This window comes from Streptomyces sp. F001 (assembly GCF_004187715.1).
Classification (GTDB): Bacteria; Actinomycetota; Actinomycetes; order Streptomycetales; family Streptomycetaceae; genus Streptomyces; species Streptomyces flavusporus.
On sequence record NZ_QZWF01000051.1, the window covers coordinates 1 to 18,530 of the forward strand.

18 protein-coding genes are annotated in these 18,530 nt (G+C 71.7%); 9 read left to right on the forward strand and 9 right to left on the reverse strand.

The annotated features are described in order from the left end of the window. Nucleotides 1-120 precede the first annotated feature (120 nt). From StrepF001_RS42065 to StrepF001_RS42080, 4 genes are read left to right on the forward strand one after another with little or no spacing between them, the layout of a single operon-like run. Nucleotides 121-1,188 carry a glucose-1-phosphate thymidylyltransferase gene (locus tag StrepF001_RS42065; RefSeq protein WP_129803353.1) on the forward strand — a complete coding sequence of 356 codons (1,068 nt, stop codon included), beginning with the start codon at nt 121-123 and terminating at the stop codon, nt 1,186-1,188. After that, on the forward strand, nt 1,185-2,156 hold the full coding sequence (gene rfbB, locus StrepF001_RS42070; RefSeq protein WP_129803354.1) for a dTDP-glucose 4,6-dehydratase: 972 nt from the start codon (nt 1,185-1,187) through the stop codon (nt 2,154-2,156). The genes StrepF001_RS42065 and rfbB overlap by 4 nt, the downstream gene beginning before the upstream one ends. Beyond that, nucleotides 2,153-3,016, forward strand: a complete 864-nt coding sequence (gene rfbD / locus StrepF001_RS42075) for a dTDP-4-dehydrorhamnose reductase (RefSeq protein WP_129803355.1) — start codon at nt 2,153-2,155, stop codon at nt 3,014-3,016. The genes rfbB and rfbD overlap by 4 nt, the downstream gene beginning before the upstream one ends. A gap of 31 nt (nt 3,017-3,047) precedes the next feature. Beyond that, the gene (locus tag StrepF001_RS42080) at nt 3,048-3,851 is read left to right on the forward strand and encodes a class I SAM-dependent methyltransferase (RefSeq protein ID WP_129803356.1); all 804 of its coding nucleotides are present in this window, start codon (nt 3,048-3,050) and stop codon (nt 3,849-3,851) included. Here the strand turns inward: StrepF001_RS42080 and rfbC are convergent. Beyond that, nucleotides 3,835-4,443, reverse strand: coding sequence for a dTDP-4-dehydrorhamnose 3,5-epimerase (rfbC, locus tag StrepF001_RS42085; RefSeq protein WP_129803357.1), 609 nt, complete (start codon nt 4,441-4,443; stop codon nt 3,835-3,837). The genes StrepF001_RS42080 and rfbC overlap by 17 nt on opposite strands. A 4-nt stretch (nt 4,444-4,447) precedes the next feature. Next, the gene (locus tag StrepF001_RS42090) at nt 4,448-6,376 is read right to left on the reverse strand and encodes a glycosyltransferase (protein ID WP_129803358.1); all 1,929 of its coding nucleotides are present in this window, start codon (nt 6,374-6,376) and stop codon (nt 4,448-4,450) included. Nucleotides 6,377-6,500: 124 nt separating this feature from the next. On the opposite strand from StrepF001_RS42090, the gene StrepF001_RS42095 reads away from it, so the two are divergent. Further along, on the forward strand, nt 6,501-7,001 hold the full coding sequence (locus StrepF001_RS42095; RefSeq protein ID WP_129803359.1) for a metallophosphoesterase: 501 nt from the start codon (nt 6,501-6,503) through the stop codon (nt 6,999-7,001). A gap of 147 nt (nt 7,002-7,148) precedes the next feature. Here the strand turns inward: StrepF001_RS42095 and StrepF001_RS42105 are convergent, their stop codons facing one another. Then, nucleotides 7,149-8,249, reverse strand: coding sequence for an XdhC family protein (locus StrepF001_RS42105; protein ID WP_129803360.1), 1,101 nt, complete (start codon nt 8,247-8,249; stop codon nt 7,149-7,151). A 12-nt stretch (nt 8,250-8,261) separates the two neighbouring features. Next, entirely contained in the window at nt 8,262-8,639 is a 378-nt protein-coding gene (locus tag StrepF001_RS42110; RefSeq protein ID WP_240797956.1) for a VWA domain-containing protein, read from the reverse strand. A 213-nt stretch (nt 8,640-8,852) separates the two neighbouring features. Between StrepF001_RS42110 and StrepF001_RS42115 the strand changes: the two genes are divergently transcribed. Both StrepF001_RS42115 and StrepF001_RS42120 read left to right on the forward strand, forming a co-directional pair. After that, complete coding sequence (locus StrepF001_RS42115) at nt 8,853-10,823, forward strand: TetM/TetW/TetO/TetS family tetracycline resistance ribosomal protection protein (protein ID WP_129803361.1); 1,971 nt, start codon at nt 8,853-8,855, stop codon at nt 10,821-10,823. A gap of 73 nt (nt 10,824-10,896) precedes the next feature. Beyond that, nucleotides 10,897-12,756: a cellulase family glycosylhydrolase gene (locus tag StrepF001_RS42120; protein WP_129803362.1), complete on the forward strand. Its 1,860-nt coding sequence runs from the start codon at nt 10,897-10,899 to the stop codon at nt 12,754-12,756. On the opposite strand, the gene StrepF001_RS42125 is transcribed toward StrepF001_RS42120, so the two are convergent. Continuing rightward, nucleotides 12,749-14,002, reverse strand: coding sequence for a YncE family protein (locus StrepF001_RS42125; RefSeq protein ID WP_129803363.1), 1,254 nt, complete (start codon nt 14,000-14,002; stop codon nt 12,749-12,751). The genes StrepF001_RS42120 and StrepF001_RS42125 overlap by 8 nt on opposite strands. A gap of 168 nt (nt 14,003-14,170) precedes the next feature. On the opposite strand from StrepF001_RS42125, the gene StrepF001_RS42130 reads away from it, so the two are divergent. Continuing rightward, nucleotides 14,171-14,833, forward strand: a complete 663-nt coding sequence (locus StrepF001_RS42130) for a TetR/AcrR family transcriptional regulator (protein WP_129803364.1) — start codon at nt 14,171-14,173, stop codon at nt 14,831-14,833. A gap of 72 nt (nt 14,834-14,905) precedes the next feature. On the opposite strand, the gene StrepF001_RS42135 is transcribed toward StrepF001_RS42130, so the two are convergent. From StrepF001_RS42135 to StrepF001_RS42145, 3 genes are all read right to left on the reverse strand, one after another. Further along, nucleotides 14,906-15,274 (reverse strand): nuclear transport factor 2 family protein, encoded by a 369-nt coding sequence (locus StrepF001_RS42135; RefSeq protein ID WP_129803365.1) that lies wholly within the window; start codon nt 15,272-15,274, stop codon nt 14,906-14,908. Nucleotides 15,275-15,419: 145 nt separating this feature from the next. Then, a complete protein-coding gene (locus StrepF001_RS42140) occupies nt 15,420-17,180 on the reverse strand; it encodes an ABC transporter ATP-binding protein (RefSeq protein WP_129803366.1) in 1,761 nt (586 codons plus the stop codon). Nucleotides 17,181-17,258: 78 nt separating this feature from the next. Then, nucleotides 17,259-17,825 carry a rhodanese-like domain-containing protein gene (locus StrepF001_RS42145; RefSeq protein WP_129803367.1) on the reverse strand — a complete coding sequence of 189 codons (567 nt, stop codon included), beginning with the start codon at nt 17,823-17,825 and terminating at the stop codon, nt 17,259-17,261. Between the two features lie 92 nt (nt 17,826-17,917). On the opposite strand from StrepF001_RS42145, the gene StrepF001_RS42150 reads away from it, so the two are divergent. After that, a complete protein-coding gene (locus StrepF001_RS42150) occupies nt 17,918-18,205 on the forward strand; it encodes a metal-sensitive transcriptional regulator (RefSeq protein ID WP_129803368.1) in 288 nt (95 codons plus the stop codon). Nucleotides 18,206-18,220: 15 nt separating this feature from the next. Here the strand turns inward: StrepF001_RS42150 and StrepF001_RS42155 are convergent. After that, on the reverse strand, nt 18,221-18,530 hold a 310-nt coding region (locus StrepF001_RS42155), incomplete at its 5' end, for a sulfite exporter TauE/SafE family protein (protein ID WP_129803369.1).

Sequence of the window (18,530 nt, forward strand, 5' to 3'; positions counted from 1 at the left end):
GCCCCATGCAGCGACGCAACCCCCGCTTCGCGCCCCCGTAACCCTGCCGCCTGCTCGCCGTAACGGTTGGTTAGGACGAGCGGTGCTCCGATGAGCGCGTTCGCCGCTATGGTGAAGCAGATGAAGGCTCTCGTGCTGTCCGGCGGTGCCGGTACACGACTGAGGCCGATCACGCACACCTCGGCCAAACAGCTCGTGCCGGTCGCCAACAAGGCCGTCCTGTTCTACGGCCTGGAATCCATCGCCGCGGCCGGAATCACCGAGGTCGGCGTGGTCGTCGGGGACACCGCCGAGGAGATCCGGGAAGCGGTGGGCGACGGATCGAAGTTCGGCCTGGAGATCACCTACATCCCCCAGGAGCGGCCCCTCGGTCTGGCCCACGCCGTGCTGATCGCACGCGACTATCTCGGCGACGACGACTTCGTGATGTACCTCGGCGACAACTTCATCGTCGGCGGCATCACCGACCTCGTCGAGGAGTTCACCCGCACCCGCCCCGACGCGCAGATCCTGCTCACCCGTGTCTCGGACCCCCGCGCCTTCGGCGTCGCCGAACTCGACCCGTCCGGGCAGGTCATCGGCCTGGAGGAGAAGCCGGAGCGGCCCAAGAGCGATCTCGCGCTGGTCGGGGTGTACCTGTTCACACCGGTCATCCACGAAGCGGTGCGGGCCATCCGGCCGTCCTGGCGCGGGGAGTTGGAGATCACCCACGCCATCCAGCACCTCATCGACGCCCGCGCCGACGTCCGCAGCACGGTCATCAAGGGCTACTGGAAGGACACCGGGAACGTCGGCGACATGCTGGAGGTGAACCGGACCGTCCTCGAAGGCCTCGACCGGCGCATCGACGGCGAGGTGGACGCCGGATCCGAGACGATCGGGCGGGTCGTGGTCGAGGCGGGCGCCCGCATCGTGAACTCACGCATCGTCGGCCCCGCCGTCATCGGCTCCGGCACCGAGGTCCGCGACTCCTACGTCGGCCCCTTCACCTCCATCGCGGAGCACTGCCGGATCACGGACAGCGAAGTGGAGTTCTCCATCGTGCTGCGGGACTCCTCGATCGACGGGGTGGGCCGCATCGAGAACTCGCTGATCGGCCGGCACGTCCGGGTGACGACGGCACCCAGCGTGCCCAGCGCCCACCGACTCGTCCTCGGCGACCACAGCAAGGTGCAGATCCACCCATGAACCTTCTCGTCACCGGCGCCGCCGGGTTCATCGGCTCCGCGTACGTCCGCGCCCTGCTCGCAGCGTCCGACGCGCACATCACCGTGCTGGACAAGCTCACCTACGCCGGCTCCCGGGACAACCTGCCTTCCGGCGACCCGCGGCTGGACTTCGTGCACGGTGACATCTGCGACGCCGCCCTGGTCGACAAGCTGATGGCCGACGCCGACCAGGTCGTGCACTTCGCGGCCGAGTCCCACGTCGACCGCTCCATCGACCAGGCGGCAGACTTCGTACGCACCAACGTCCTGGGCACCCAGACCCTGCTGGACGCCGCACTGCGGCACGGGGCCGGCCCGTTCGTGCACATCTCCACCGACGAGGTCTACGGCTCCATCGAGTCCGGCTCCTGGCCCGAGGAACACCCCCTCAGGCCGAGTTCGCCGTACTCCGCCTCCAAGGCCTCCTCCGACCTGCTCGCCCTGGCGTACCACCACACCCACGGCCTGGACGTCCGCGTCACCCGCTGCTCGAACAACTACGGCCCGCGCCAGTTCCCCGAGAAGGTCGTCCCGCTGTTCATCACCCACCTCCTCGACGGGCGCACCGTCCCGCTGTACGGCGAGGGCCGCAACGTCCGTGACTGGCTGCACGTCGAGGACCACTGCCACGGCATCGAGCTGGTGCGCACCCGGGGCCGGCCCGGCGAGGTCTACAACATCGGCGGCGGCACCGAACTGAGCAACAGGGAGCTCACCGCGCTGCTGCTCCAGGCGTGCGGGGCGAGCTGGGACCGGGTCGAGCACGTCGAGGACCGCAAGGGCCACGACCTGCGCTACTCGGTCGACTGGACCAAGGCCCGCACCGAGCTCGGCTACCGGCCGCGCCACGACTTCGCGGCCGGCCTCGCAGCGACCGTCGCCTGGTACCGCGACCACCGCGCCTGGTGGGAGCCGCTCAAACGGCGCATCGAAGGCGGGCGCGCATGAGGTGGCTGGTCACCGGGGCGGGCGGAATGCTCGGCCAGGATGTCGTCGACACCCTCCGCGGGCGCGGTGCCGACGTGGTCGCCCTGGACCGGGCCGCCCTCGACGTCACCCGGCCCGACGCGGTCGAGGCAGCGTTCGCCGAGCACCGCCCCGACCTCGTGGTCAACTGCGCCGCGTACACCGCCGTGGACGACGCCGAGACCGACGAGGAACAGGCCCTGTGCGTCAACGCCGACGGCCCGCGGCTGCTGGCCCGGACCTGCGCCGCGAGCGGCGCCCGGCTGCTGCACGTCTCCACGGACTACGTCTTCTCCGGCACCGCCCGCACCAGCCCCTACCCGGAGGACCTGCCGCCCGCCCCGCGCACCGCCTACGGCCGCACCAAGCTCGCCGGCGAGCGGGCCGTCCTCGCCGAACTCCCGCTGACCAGCGCCGTCGTGCGCACCGCCTGGCTGTACGGCGTCCACGGCCGCAGCTTCGTACGGACGATGCTCGACCTTCAGGCCCGCCGCGACACCGTCGACGTCGTCGACGACCAGCGCGGGCAGCCGACCTGGAGCGCCGACGTCGCCGCCCGCATCGCCGACCTCGGCCCCCGCCTCGGCCCCGCCCTGCATGGCGTCTTCCACGCCACCAACTCCGGCGAGGCCACCTGGTACGACCTGGCCCGCGAGGTGTTCGGCGCGATCGGCGCCGACCCGGCCCGGGTCCGCCCGACGAGCAGTGAGGCTTTTCCCCGCCCCGCGCCCCGGCCCGCCTACAGCGTCCTCGCACACGGCCGTTGGCGGGAGGCCGGCCTGCCGCCGCCGCGCGACTGGCGTGCCGCGCTGCACGAGGCGCTACCCCTGATTCGCCCCTGATCCGCAAGGAGTCCCGAAAAGGAGCCCCGTCGTGAAACGCCATGAGTTCCTCAGGGAACTGCACAAGGTCACCGCGAACCGCAACTACCTGGAGATCGGCGTCAACGACGGCCGCAGCCTGCGCCTGTCCCGCGTCCCCAGCATCGCGGTCGATCCCGCGTTCAAGGTGGTCACCGAGATCCGCTGCGACGTCCACCTCGTCCGGGCCACCAGCGACGACTTCTTCGCCCGCGACAACCCCCTGGCCCACCTCAAGGGCGGCCGCCACCCGCTGCGCAACCTGCGCCGCGGCCGCAGCCCGCTCGGCCACTGGCGGCGCACCACCCTCGACCTGTCCTTCATCGACGGCATGCACCTGTTCGAGTACGCGCTGCGCGACTTCATGAACATCGAGCGGCACTCCGACTGGGGAAGCGTGATCGTCTTCGACGACACGCTGCCGCGCAGCGTCGACGAGGCCGCCCGCGACCGGCACACCACCGCCTGGACCGGGGACGTCTACAAGCTGACCGAGATCCTCACCCGGCACCGGCCCGACCTGCTGCCGGTCCTCGTCGACACCCGGCCGACCGGGCAGCTCGTCGTCTTCGGCGCCGACCCCACGAGCACCGTGCTGCACGACAGGTACGAGGAGATCGTCACCGAGTACGACGTGCCGGACCCGCAGAAGGTGCCCGAGACGATCCTGGAGCGGGCGGGCGCCGTCCGCCCGGAGGATCTGCTGGGCGCCGGTTTCTGGCCGCTGCTCGCCCGCGCCCGCAACCTCGGAGTGCCCCGCGGCCGCGGCTGGCCCGCCCTGCGGCGCGCGGTGGAGGAGGTCACCCTCCTGCGCTGAGCCCGCGCAGCCGCTCGTAGTGGGCGACGCAGTCGTCGTACGAGGGGAGCAGCCCCGCCCGGCGCACCTCGGCCAGTGACGGGGCCTCGGCGTCCTTGGGCGACAGCACCGGCGACACGCCGTCCGGCCAGGTGATGTCCAGCTCCGGGTCCAGCGGGTGCACGGCGTGCTCCCGCTCCGGCGTGTACGGCGTCGAGCACAGGTACACCACCGTGGCGTCGTCGGTGAGCGCCATGAAGGCGTGGCCGAGCCCCTCCGCCAGGAAGAGGGCGTGGTGGGCGCCGTCGTCGAGCCGTACCGCCTCCCACTGCCCGAACGCGGGGGAGCCGACCCGCAGGTCGACCACCACGTCGAGGACGGCACCGCGCACGCAGGTGACGTACTTCGCCTGACCCGGCGGCACCTCGGCGAAGTGCACCCCGCGCAGCACGCCCCGCCGGGAGACCGAACAGTTGGCCTGTGCCACGGCGAGGTCGTGGCCGGTCGCCTCGCGGAACTCCGCGCCGCGGTACCACTCGTGGAAGCTGCCCCGCTCGTCCGGGAAGACCTTGGGCTCCATCACCCACGCACCGTCGATGTCCAGCGGGCGCATCCCGTCACCTCCTCGCCGCTCGCACTCGGTTCGCCGCCTTCCGCACCACTCGCCGTGCCCGGCGTGCCAGCCGCCCGGGAAGGCCGGGGCGGGCCGTGCGCACCACCCGGACGCCACCGGCCCGGCCCCGCAGGACGACGGGCAACGGCAGGAAACGGGGCTCGTCGGCGTCGCCGGCGACCGGGCACAGCGCGGCCCGCCACGTCCTGCCCGCCAGGTCTCCGACAGGCAGGAGGGCGTCCAGGTGGCCGCCCGGCCTGAGGGTGCCGGGCACGTCGACCCGGGACGCGGGGCCGGTCAGCCGCACCCGCACGTCGGTGGCGGCCGGGACGTACAGCGGCATCGTCCACCGCAGCCGGCCGCCCGGGACGCCGACGTCCCGTGGCCCCGGGCGGCCGAGGTCCAGTCGGCCGCGTGCCGGGTCCACGTCCAGGGAGAGGTTGGCGTGCGGCTCGGTCCAGTACGGCAGGACCACACGACCGGCCACGACACCGGCGTACGGCGCCGACACGTCACCGTGCCGGCCCAGTCGGCACTCCTTGGTCCAGCCGCCGAACCTGACGCGCACGAAGACGTCCCACAGCCCGCCGTTCACCGGGCCCCCGCTCGCTGCCGTACCCGGGTCGACGGTGGTTGTCGCGCGCAGCACCAGCCGGACCCGGCTGCCGTCGTCCACGGGCACGGTCTCCCGGGTCACCTGCACCGGCTGGAAATACGAGGCGGCACTGGAACGCTCCCGCAGCACCACATCCAGCGCCGACTTCCCGAAGCGGGCCACGCTGTCCGCGCCCAGCCACTCCACCGCCTCGGCCAGGTCTCGCGGCGGCGCGTCGAACGCGGGCGGGGCAGCGTCGGCGGAACAGGTCATCGGCTCGCCGTTCAGCGTGTACTCGGCGGTGAGGCCCACGCGCAGCGCTCCGTCCCGCCACTCCACCCGCTCCGCCCGGGCCACCAGCCCGACGGCGGCCTCCCACTCGGCGAAGGCCACCACGTCGTCGAACCGCCCGGCGGCGGCCAGCGCGGCGACGATGCGCTGCGTCGGCTGCAGCCCGGCCGCGACACCGGGACCGAACCGCTCGACGACGACCTGGTGGATCTGCTCGAACAGCTGCCGGCGGAAGTCCTCCGGCAGGGTGAGGAAGCGTCGGCCGCGCAGCCGCTCGACCATCTCGACGCGCAGCCACCGCCGGAACAGCCGGTCGCGCAGCGGACCCGGCTCGGTGTACCGCTCGACGACGTCCAGGGCCTCCCGGAGGTTCTTGAAGTACCCGGCGGGATCGAAGCGCTGGAAGCCCGCGTTGGAGGAGTCGTCCCGGCGGACGTGGTAGTAGCAGACGTAGTCGCTGAGCACCGAGACGTTGTCCGCGCGCAGATACGCCTCGGTCACGAAGACATGGTCCTCCAGCCGCCGTCTGCCCTCGGGAAACCGCAGCCCGGTGCGGTCCAGGAACTCCCGGCGGACCATCTTGTGCGGGGTCAGACTGTCGATCAGCGGGGCGTTGCCGGCGGTGGCCCGCGGCCGGTTCGTACGGAACAGCTCCACCGGCACGCCACGGCCCCGGCCCGCCATCTTGCCGACCACGACGTCGGCCCCGTTGGCCACCCCGTAGTCGTACATCCGTTCAAGGGCCTCGTCGCCGAGGTGGTCGTCGTTGTCCACGAACATCACGTACTCGCCGTGCGCGGCGGCGATGCCGACGTTGCGCGGCTTGCCCGACCAGCCGGAGTTCTCCTGGTGGATCACCCGCACCCGGGGGTCCGCGGCGGCGAGGTCGTCCAGTCGGGCGGGTGTCTCGTCGGTGGACCCGTCGTCCACGAAGATCACTTCGTACTCGTCGGGCGGCAGCGACTGCCGCAGCAGCGAGTCGACACAGTCCTCGATGTAGCGCCCCGGGTTGTAGACCGGGACGACGACGCTGACCTTGACCGGCATGGGCTCCAGGTCCCCTCGGGGTCGCTTGTCGTTTACGGAACGGTTCGGTACGCGTTGCCAGATGCTAACTCCCGCCGAGGCGGTCGACACCCCCTGCGAGCGGCGGCCGTCCTACGCTGAAGCCGTGCGCCTGCTCCTGATGTCCGACACCCACCTGCCGAAACGCGCGAAGGAACTGCCGGCCCCGCTGCTCGCCGAACTCCCGCACGCCGACGTCGTGTTCCACGCCGGGGACTGGGTCGACACCGCCACCCTCGACCTGCTGGAGAACCGCTGCCGCCGGCTCGTCGGCGTGTACGGCAACAACGACGGCCCCGAGCTGCGCGCCCGCCTCCCCGAGGTGGCGTACGCCGAACTCGACGGCCTGCGCTTCGGCACCGTCCACGAGACCGGCCCCGCCCAGGGCCGCGAGTCCCGCTGCGCCGCCCGCTTCCCCGACCTCGACGTCCTGGTGTTCGGGCACAGCCACATCCCGTGGGACACCACCGCCCCCACCGGCCTGCGGCTCCTCAACCCGGGCTCCCCGACCGACCGCCGCCGCCGGCCCCACTGCACCTACATGACCGCCACGCTCACCGGCGGCCGCCTCACGGACGTGACACTGCACCTGCTGCCGCCGCGCTGAGCGCTGGGCCGGCCGCCCGGTCACCGACAGCTCGGTCCGCACCGACACCGCCGTACCGCCGTCGCGGCCGGTCCGCGTGCCGGTGACCGTGGCCCGCGCGGTGCCGGGCCCCCAGGTCGCCCGGCCGCTCGCCGGCAGGACCACGCGTTACGGCGACGAGTGGATCGCGCCCTGAGTGGCCGTCAGCGGTGCCCCGCTCCCGCCCCAGCGCAGCGCGACGATCTCGGCAGCGACGGACACAGCGACCTCCTCGGGCGTACGGGCCCCGAGGTCGAGCCCGACCGGCGAGCGAAGCCGGGACAGCTCTTGTGAGGAGACCCCCGCCTCGGTGAGCCGTTTCGCACGCTCGTCATGGGTACGGCGGCTGCCCATCGCCCCGATGTATTCGGCGGGCCGGCGCAGCGCCTCCTCCAGCAGTGGAACGTCGAACTTCGGATCATGGGTGAGCACACAGATCACCGTGCGCTCGTCGGTTTCGGTGCCGCGCAGGTAGCGGTGCGGCCAGTCGACGACGACCTCCACGCCGGGCGGGAAGCGCTTGGCGGTGGCGAAGACGGGGCGGGCGTCGCACACGGTGACCCGGTAGCCGAGGAAGTCGCCGATGCGGGCCACCGCCGCCGCGTAGTCGATCGCGCCGAACACCAGCATCCGCGGCGGCGGCGCGAAGGAGTGCAGGAACACCGAGACGGTGTCCTCGCGCCGCTCCCCATGCGGCCCGTAGTGCCGAACCCCCGTGGCGCCCAAGGCGAGTTCGCCGCGTGCGTCGGCGGTGACGGCCACGTCCAGGCCGCTCGCACCCAGCGTGCCGGACAGCTGGTCCGGCCACACGGCGAGCGTGGCCCCGCGCGGCGCCGGCCCGTCGATCACGGTCGCCACGGTCACCGGGCGGCCCGCGGCGACCGACTCCGCGACCGCACCGAAGGACGGGTCGCGCTCGGGCGTCACGGGCCGGACCAGCACGGTGATCTCACCGCCGCAGGTCAGCCCCACCGCGAACGCGTCGTCGTCGCTGTACCCGAAGGTCTCCAGCCGTGCCTCGCCGCTCGCCACCACCTCCTGGGCGAGCTCGAACACCGCACCCTCCACGCAGCCCCCGGACACGCTGCCCACCACCTCGTCGTCCGGTCCCACGGCCATCGCGGCGCCCGGATCGCGGGGTGCGCTGCGGCTCACCGTGACGACCGTGGCCAGGCCGAACGGGGCCCGGGCCGTGTACCAGCCGCTCAGTGCCGGAAGGATGTCTCGCACGATCGGCTCCTCTCACCGTGGCCGCGCACCACCGCCGCCGGCCGCTCCAGCGCCGGGCCCCTCGGCAAAGGCGTCCACGCTCGGCAGCGCCGCCGCCATCCCCGCCGCCAGGAGCGCCGACCGGGGCGCGTCTTGCGCGGATCGGCCCAGATCACCTGGTGCGCCGGCCGGTGCGGGCACCGCATCTGGGCGCCCCGAGCAGCTCCGGTCACGCTCCCAGCCGTCGGGCAGCAGCACCACCACCGCGCCGCACGCCATGCCCCGCTGCCCCCAGCGATCGAGGAACTCGCGCGGTAGCTCCCCGAGCCGGGTGCCCCCGCGCAAGTCGGGTACGGCCGCCGCCACCGCCTGGTCGGGGTCGCGAGGGAACAGCTCCCGGGTGGAGATCACCGGCTGAGCACGATGGAAGTCACTCTATGGCGGTGCCCGGTCGACGGCGAGTCGTGCGGCGGGCCTTGTTGAGCGTTAATCCGTTGCCCGTGGATGCCCGGTTCTGCTGCACTGCACGGAACCCGTCACCGCACCGTGAGGAGCAGCAGATGCGCACTGCGTTCATGTCCACCCAGGAAGGAATCCCCCTCACCACGAAGGACATGACGTTCAGTGCCCCTGCTCAACCTGGGAATCCTCGCGCACGTCGACGCAGGTAAGACCAGCCTGACCGAACGGCTGCTGCACACGGCCGGAGTGATCGACGAGATCGGCAGCGTCGACGCCGGCAGTACGCAGACCGACACCCTCGCGCTGGAGCGGCAGCGCGGCATCACCATCAAGTCGGCCGTCGTCTCGTTCCCGGTCGACGACGTGACCGTCAACCTCATCGACACACCCGGTCACCCGGACTTCATCGCCGAGGTGGAGCGGGTGCTCGGCGTCCTGGACGGCGCCGTGCTGGTCGTCTCGGCCGTCGAGGGCGTCCAGGCGCAGACGCGCGTCCTGATGCGGACGCTGCACCGGCTGCGCATCCCCACGCTGGTCTTCGTCAACAAGATCGACCGCCGCGGGGCGCGCTACGAGGACGTGCTGCGAGCGATCTCGCAACGGCTCACGGCGGCGGTCGTCCCCATGGGATCCGCCACCGGACTCGGGACCCGCGCGGCCCGCTTCACCCCCGGACTCGGCCCGGCCGCGCTCGACGTCCTCGCCGACCACGACGACGACCTCCTCAAGGCCTACGTCGAGGACACCGTCTCCGACGACCTCCTGCGCGCCTCCCTCACCGCCCGCACCCGCCAGGCCCTGGTCCACCCGGTGTACGCCGGCTCCGCCATCACCGGAGCGGGCGTGGCCACGCTCCTCGACGGCATCAAGGAACTGCTCCCCGTTGCCGACGGCGACCCCGACGGCCTCCTCTCCGCCACCGTCTTCAAGGTCGAGCGCGGACCGGCGGGGGAGAAGATCGCCTACGCGCGGATCTTCTCCGGCACCCTGCGCATCCGGGACCGGGTGCCCTGCGGCGACCCGGCCCGGGAAGGCCGGATCACCGCGATCAGCGTCTTCGACCACGGCACCGACGTCCGGAGCGACGCCGTCCCCGCCGGCCGGATCGCCCGGCTGTGGGGACTGTCCGACATCAGGATCGGTGACTCGATCGGCCTGCGGCGGGGATCGTACGGGCACCTGTTCGCCCCGCCGACCCTGGAAACGGTCGTCGTGCCGGGGCCCGCGACCGGTCGGCGCGCCCTGCACCTCGCGCTCACCCAGCTCGCCGAGCAGGACCCGCTCATCGGCCTGCGCCACGACGAGGTGCGCCAGGAGACGTCCGTGTCCCTCTACGGAGAGGTGCAGAAGGAGGTCGTCCAGGCGACGCTCGCCGACGAGTACGGACTGGACGTCGGCTTCCGGGAGACGACGCCGCTGTGCATCGAGCGGCCGGTCGGGGCGGGGGCGGCGGTCGAGTTCAACAAGAGGGACCCGAACCCGTTCCTCGCGACCGTCGGACTGCGCGTCGACCCCGCGCCGACCGGTTCCGGCACCGGGTTCCGGCTGGAGGTGGAGCTGGGATCGATGCCGTACGCGTTCTTCAAGGCCGTCGAGGACACCGTCCGGGAGACGCTCGCGCAGGGCTTGCACGGCTGGCAGGTCACCGACTGCACGGTCACCATGACCCACTGCGGCTACTCGCCCCGCCAGAGCCACGCCCACCAGGGGTTCGACAAGAGCATGTCGAGCACGGGCGCGGACTTCCGCGGTCTGACGCCGCTGGTGCTCATCGAGGCGCTGCGGCGTGCGGGGACCCGGGTTCATGAGCCGATGCACCGCTTCCGTGTCGAGGCCCCGGCGGACACCCTGGGTGCGCTGCTGCCGGTCCTGGCCGGGCTGCGGGCCGTACCCCGGACGACCGAGACCCGGGGTGCCGGCTGTGTCCTGGAGGGCACGGTGCCGGCGGTCCACGTCCACGCGCTCGAGAAGCAGTTGCCGGGGCTCACCCGCGGGGAGGGCGAGCTGGAGAGCGCCTTCGATCACTACGCGCCGGTCGCGCACGGCACGGTCCCCGAGCGGTCGCGCACCGACCACAACCCGCTGAACCGGAAGGAGTATCTGCTGAACGTGACGCGCCGCGTCGGCACTTGAGGTGGCCGAGAACGAACTTACTCCAGAGTCAGAAGTGTTGACGGTGTCCGGAAATGCTCGGACTGTAGTGGACATGCCGAATAAACGTGCGCGTCTGCTCGTTGTTCTGGTTCTCCTCTGTGGATTCCTGACGGTTGCGGGCGCCCGTCCCGCCACCGCCGACCCCCTCCCCGACTCCCTCTGGTTCGATGGCTCCCCGCTCACCGTGCAGAACGGCCGCTTCACCGACGCATCCGGCCGGGAAGTGGTCCTGCGCGGCTACAACGTCTCCGGCGAGACCAAGCTGGCGGAGAACGGCGGCCTCCCCTTCGCCTCGGTCGCCGACGCCCGCAAGTCCGCGACCGCGCTGCGCGCCCTCGGCGGCGGCAACACCGTCCGCTTCCTGCTCTCCTGGGCCTACGCCGAGCCCGTGCGCGGCCAGGTGGACACGGCGTACCTCGCCGCCGCCACCGACCAGATGCGCGCGTTCCTCGACGCCGGCATCCGCGTCTACCCGGACTTCCACCAGGACCTCTACTCCCGCCACCTCTTCGACCCCGACAGCTGGTACACCGGTGACGGCGCCCCGAAGTGGGCGGTCGATGCCGGGAACTACCCCGACGAGTTCTGCGGGATCTGCCTCTTCTGGGGTCAGAACATCACCCAGAACGAGGCTGTGAAGCGGGCGTCGTACGACTTCTGGCACAACGCGCACGGAGTCCAGGACGCCTTCCTCACCACGGCCCAGAAGACCATGGCCTACGTCAGACAGCACCTGTCGGCCGAGGACTTCGCGGGCATCGTCGGCTTCGACCCGTACAACGAACCGCACGCCGGCGTCCACGACCCGGGCCGGACCAGCCGCACCTGGGAACGGGACGTGCTGTGGCCCTTCTACGAGGAGTTCCGTGCCCGCATGGACGCGGCCGGCTGGCAGACCAAGCCCGCCTTCGTCGAACCGAACCTGTTCTGGAACGCCAACCTCGACTTCCAGAAGGAGGAGGGCGGCCTGCTGGACGCGGGCACCCTCGGCCCCCGCTACGTCTTCAACACCCACTTCTACGACCAGAAGGCGATCTCGGGCGTCTTCATGTGGGGCAAGGCGGCCGACGGCCAGTACGCCGGCGACTTCGGCACGGTCCGCGACCGGGCGGCGGCGACGGCGACGCCCGCGATCGTCAGCGAGTTCGGCCATCCGCTGTCCGGCAGCGTCTCCGACAAGGCCCCGACCGTCCTCAAGGCCATGTACCAGGCCCTGGACTCCCGTCTGCCGGGCGCGAGTTGGTGGTCGAACCCCGAGGCGTCGGGACCGGTCCTGTCCGGTACGCAGTGGCAGTGGGACATCTACAACGGCCGGCACCGCGAGCTGATGAACGGCAACCCCGACAAGGTGCTCACCGAGGGCGACGCCTGGAACGACGAGGACCTGTCCGCCGTCCACCTGGACGACGCGGGCACGGCGGCGCTGCGGCAGGACGCCCGGCTCCTGGACCGGGTCTACCCGAGCGCGACCGCCGGTACGACGGTCGCCTTCACCTACGAGGACCGCTCCCGGGACGGCTCGACGACCCTGACCTGGAATCCGGTGCCGGGTTCGCTGCCGAATGTGGCCCGTCTGGTCGGCTCGGGCCAGTACGCGCTGCTGCTGTGGCGGTCGGACGGCGGGGAGGCACCCACGGAACTGCATCTGCCGGCGTCGTTCCCGACCCCGGCGACCACGGTCGTCTCCGACCTCGGCACGTCGTACGCCCCGCCGCCGTACACCGGCACCACCCCGATCGGCGTGGCCGCCGAGCCGGGCGGGACGGGCAGCCGCCGCCTGCTGCTCACCGCGCCGGACTCGGGCGTCCTGCACTACGCGCTGGTGACCAACGGGACGACGGCGCCGTCCGCGGACCTGCTGGGCGCGGCCCGCGCCGAGCTCACGGCGTGGGCCGCGCGGGCGGTCAACTAGCCGAGGGGCCGGTCCAGTCGGCGGGCACCTGGGCCAGGCGCACGCGCTGGGGGTGGTCGCCGACCGGGACCGACACCGTCTTGCGGCCGGTGGCGAAGTCGATCGCGGTGACCTGGTCGGCGCCGCTCTCGGAGACCACGCAGGACCTGCCGTCACCGCTGACGGTCGACCAGTAGGGCTTGGAGACGGGGACGAGCGGGCCCTCCTGGAGGGTGGCGCGGTCGACGACGGTGGCGTAGTCGTCCATGGTGCCCGCGATGCACAGCTTGGTCCCGTCGGGCTTCATGGTGATGCCGTGGTGGCGCGAGTCGTTGACCCAGGTGGTGCGGTCCTCGCTGGTGTCCGGGTTCTCGGGGAGGGTCTTGGTGCGGGTGATCTTGTCGGAGGCGACGTCGTACTCGAAGAAGCCGTTGAAGAACGACACCTGGAAGTACAGCTTGCTCTCGTCGGGGCTGAAGGCGGCGGGGCGGACGGCGTCGGAGTGGTCGTCGAGGCCGATCGCGTCCAGGCGTGCGCGCATGTCGATCACCTTGACCTGCTGGAACGTCCTCGCGTCGACGACGGTGATACGGCGGTCGCCCTTCGTCCAGTCCAGCCAGGGCTCGTCGAGGGCGGTGTTGACGTCGCCGATGGCCATGTTCCAGATGTACTTGCCGTTCCGGCTGAAGACGTTCTCGTGCGGCTTGTCGCCGGTGGCGAACGAGCCGACCTGCTTGCCGGTGTCGATGTCCAGTACGTGCACGGTGTTGGACGTCGAAGCGGAGACGGCGACGCGGGCGCCGTCGGGGGAGACCGCCATGTGGTCGGAGCGGTAACCCGACACGGGGAAGCGCCAGTTGATGTCCCCGGTGGTGAGATCGATGGAGACGACGTCGGCGAAGCTCGGCCGGGAGACGACCATCGATCTGCCGTCCGGGGTGGAGTACATGTCGTCGACGAACTGGTCGTGTCCCTCGCCGACGCTGTTGCGGATCGCCATGAAGTAGATCCACTTGATGGGATCGGCGTTGATCTCCGCCAGCCGCTCCTCCTTGTCGGGGATGACGTTGATGCGGCCGATCTTCGCGAAGTCGCCGGTGGACCTGATGACATCGGCGGTGCCGTCCCAGTTGTTGCCGACGAACAGCACCTCGCGCAGGGCGGCGGAGTCGGGGCCGTCGTCGGCGGCGGCGGTGGCGGGGGCGGTGAGGGTCAGGGTGAGGGCGGCTGCGATGGAGCAGAGGTGCCTGGGGCTGATGGCAGGCATGGGTGCTCTCTCCTCTGGAGATGGGGGGCTAGCGCGAGCATGCCAATGAACGAATCTGAATACGAGGTCGTTCAGAGTTTGACTTACTGGAAAGTAAGGAGCGAGCACCCTTCTCCACAAGACTGCGTACACGACAAAATTGGCGAACGGCGAAGGACGGGAGGGACGTTGGCAGGCAGGCTCAGGGCGCCGACCGGCCGCTACGGCGGCAGGTCCGCCGAGGAACGGCAGGCCGAGCGGCGCCGACGCTTCCTGGACGCGGCGCTCCAGCTCTTCGGCGACAGCCCCGGCTACCGGTCCACCACCGTCGCCGCGCTCAGCGAGGCCGCGGGACTGTCCACCCGGCAGTTCTACGAGGAGTTCCGCACCCTGGAAGACGTACTGGCCGACCTGCACCTGAAGGTCAACGACTGGGCCGAGGAGGCCGTGCTGGCCGCGGCGGCCGACACCGAGGGCCTGCCGATCGAGGACCGCGCCACCGGCATCTTCCGCTCGTACGCCGGGAACGTCACCGCCGATCCCCGCCGTATCCGCATCACTTTCGTCGAGATCGTCGGCGTCAGCCCCCGCCTCGAGGAGCAGCGGCTCGCCCGCCGCGCCCGCTGGGTCGACTTCATCTGCGCCGAGGCGCAGGCCGCCGCCGAACGCGGGGAAGCGGCACCCCGCGACTACCGCCTCGCCGCCACCGCGTTCATCGGCAGCGTCAACGGACTGATCCACGACTGGAGCGCCGGGTGGGTGCCGGCGACGCTGGACGAGGTGGTCGACGAACTCGTACGGCAACTGCTGGGGATACTGCGGCCGGGGGGCTGGAGCCCGACGGCGGCCTGACGCACCACGGTGAACGGGCCTGGGGTGCACGGCCCCGGACCGCGTGACCGAGGCCGTGCGGCACCGTACTGACTACTCCTGCTCGTCCCAGGCCTGGATCAGGGTCTGTTCGGCGATCTTGCCGCCGCGCAGCGTGATCATCGACTCGGCGAGAACGCGGACCCCGTCGGCGTACTCGCAGGACTCGCTGAAGGCCGCGCGGTCACCCTGGATGACGCAGTTCTCCAGCTTGTGCGTCATGTCGCGGCTGTAGACGTCGTCGAGCATGGCGCTGATCTCGTCGCGGCCGTGCAGCACCTGTGGGTGGCTGGGCTGTGAGTTGCGGTCCACAACACGCAGTTCGGCGTCGTCGGCGTAGAGCGACAGGAGAGTGTTCGGATTGCCTTCTATGCCCCGGCGCAACGTCTCGGTGTCGAAGCTGGGGCTTGCCGCAGTACCCATCGTGACCTCCTTCGGGGGCCGCGGCCCGGCGGGGGGAAGCGGGCCGCGGAGGCCTCTCCTACGAGATTCCTCCGCCCGGTCGGCCTCGGCAAGCGCGGCCGATGCCGATGCCCAGGGCGCCGGCAGACCCGACCGGCCCGGCCGCTCAGTCGGCGTCGGCCGTGGCGAGGAACTGGGTGGCCGCCAGCTCCGCGTACAGCGGGTCGGCGACCACGAGTTCGCGGTGGGTGCCCACCGCACGGACCTTGCCCGCGTCCATGACCACGATCCGGTCGGCCATCGTCACCGTGGACAGCCGGTGGGCGACGACCAGCACCGTGGTCGTCCGGGCCACATCGGCCACGGTGTCGCGCAGCGCGGCCTCGTTCACCGCGTCCAGCTGCGAGGTCGCCTCGTCGAGGAGCAGCAGCCGGGGGCGGCGCAGCAGGGCACGGGCGATCGCCACCCGCTGCCGCTCACCGCCCGACAGCTTGGTGCCGCGGTGCCCGACGAGCGTGTCCAGTCCGCGCGGCAGCCGCCCGACCAGACCGTCGAGCCGGGTCGTCTTCAGCACCCGCGCGAGGGCGTCGTCGTCCGCGTCCGGGTTGCCCAGCAGCAGGTTCTCGCGCAGCGAGCCCGACAGGACGGGCGCGTCCTGCTCCACATAGCCGATCGCGGACCGCAGCTGCGGCAGCTCCCACCGGGCGAGTTCCCGGCCGTCCAGCGTGATCCGGCCCGACTCGGGGTCGTAGAACCGCTCGATGAGGGAGAAGACGGTGGTCTTGCCCGCGCCGGACGGGCCGACGAACGCCGTCATGCCCCGCGCGCGCACGGCGAAGGTCACCCCGTGGTGCACGTACGGGAGGTCGTCGGCGTACCGGAAGCGGACGTCGGTGAAGACCAGCGCGGCCGGTTCGGCGTCGGCCGACGGCAACGGGGCGGCCTCGGCCGCCGGTTCGGCGGGCAGCCGCAGCGCCTCCTGGATGCGGGACAGCGCCGCCGCACCCGTCTGGTACTGGGTGATCGCACCGACGACCTGCTGGATCGGTGACATCAGATAGAAGACGTACAGCAGGAACGCGACCAGTGTGCCGACGTCGACGGCGCCGGTCGCGACCCGTGCCCCGCCCACCGCGAGCACCGTGATGAAGGCGATCTGCATCGCCAGTCCGGCCGTGTTGCCCGCGGCCGCCGACCACTTGGCGGCACGCACACTCTGCCGCCAGGACTCCTCGGCCGCGGAGTGCAGCGTCTGCTCCTCCCGGTGCTCGGCGCCGGACGCCTTCACCGTGCGCAGCGCGCCCAGCACCCGCTCCAGCGAGGCGCCCATCACACCGACCGCGTCCTGCGCCTGCCGGCTGGCCCGGTTGATCCGGGGCACGATCACGCCGAGGACCGTGCCCGCACACAGGATCACGGCCAGCGTGACACCGAGCAGCACGGGGTCGACGAAGCCCATCATCACCACGGTCGCCACCAGCGTGAGCCCGCCGGTGCCGAGGCCCACCAGGGAGTCGGTGGTGACCTCGCGCAGCAAGGTGGTGTCCGAGGTGATACGGGCCATCAGGTCGCCCGGCTCGGTACGGTCCACGGCCGATATCCGCAGGCGCAGCAGATACGAGGACAGGGTGCGCCGCGCGCCGAGCACCACCGACTCCGCGGTGCGCCGCAGCACGTACGAACCCAGCGCGCCCACCGCCGCGTTGGCGACGACCAGCGCCGACATCGCGACCAGCGCACCTGTGATGGCCCGGTCGTGGGAAAGGTCGTCGATCAGGTCCCGCGCGACCAGCGGCAGCAGCAGGCCGGTGGCCCCGGTGACCAGCGAGAGCACCGCGCCCGCGAGCAGGGCCCACCGGTGCGGCCGTACATAGCCGAGGAGCATGCGCCACGGGGGCGTACTCGTCTGCGTCTGTGCCTTGCTCACGCTGCTCCTTCGCCGGTCGAACAAGGCGTTCAGCCTACGGTGGAGCCGGAGCGTACGGCCGCCCCTTTTGCGGTCGGCCTACCGGGCCGCGAGCGCCGCCAGGGTGGCGTCCAGGTCGGCGGGGCGCGGCCGGTTGTGCGGCAGCTTGCCGAGGACGACGGCCATGCCGCAGGTGTTGGTCAGGGCGGAGAAGACCAGTCCGCCCGCGATCCCGGCGGCGAGCAACTGCCAGGCGGGGTGCAGCAGTCCGAGACCGAGGCCGGTCAGGACGATGCTGCCCGCGGTGAACCGGACCTGGCGCTCCATGGACCAGGTCGTGCGGGTGCTCTGCTGCGGGCGGGCCAGTTCATGACCGCGCCGGGCCCAGTCCTGGGTTCCGCCGGTCAGCGTCATCGCGCCGATGCCCTCCGCGGCGAGGGCCGTGCAGGCCTGCTCGGAGCGGGCCCCGGAGGCGCACACGAGAAGCAGCTCGCCATTTACCTGACGGAGCGTGGGCAGGGCCCGGCGGAGCTGGTCCAGGGGGATGTTGAGGGCGCCGGGGACGTGGCCGGTGGCGTACTCGCCCGGGGTGCGGACGTCGATGACGGTGAGCTCGGGCAGCCGGGTCCGGGCCTCGTCGGCGTCGAGAGTGCGGGGAGCGTTCATGGTGCGTGCGATCCTTCCTTGGCATGCGGTGAGGGGTACACACCCCGGGGGAGGTAAAATACCCCCAAGGGTATACAGAGGAGTGGGTGGCCGTGGATGTGCGGTTCGAGGGTGATGAGCTGAAGTCGGTACTGAACCGGCTGCGCCGGGCGCAGGGTCAGATCACCGGAGTGATCAAGATGATCGAGGAGGGACGCGACTGCGAGGACGTCGTCACACAGCTCGCCGCCGCCTCGCGCGCTCTCGACCGGGCCGGTTTCGCGATCATCGCGACCGGGCTCCAGCAGTGTCTGACCGACGCCGGCAACGGTGACGGCAACGGCGAGACCACGGACGAGATGAAGGCCCGCCTGGAGAAGCTGTTCCTCTCCCTGGCCTGACCGCCTCGCCCACCCTCACAGGACGGCATCGGCCAGCATGAACGCGGCCACCGCCAGCAGGGCACCGGCGAAGATCCGCTGGAGCGAACCGGCGGAGATCCGGGCCGCGAGGCGTTTGCCGTCCCATGCGGCGAGAACCGACGCGGCGGCGAAGGGCGCGACACGCGCCCAGTCGACGCTCACATCCGCCCCCGCCCGGGCCGCCAGCGCGACCAGCGAGTTGAGCGTGATGACCAGCAGGCTCGTGCCCACGGCCGCCCGCATCCGCAGCCCCACCACGTTCACCAGCGCCGGTACGGCGAGAAAGCCGCCGCCCACCCCCAGC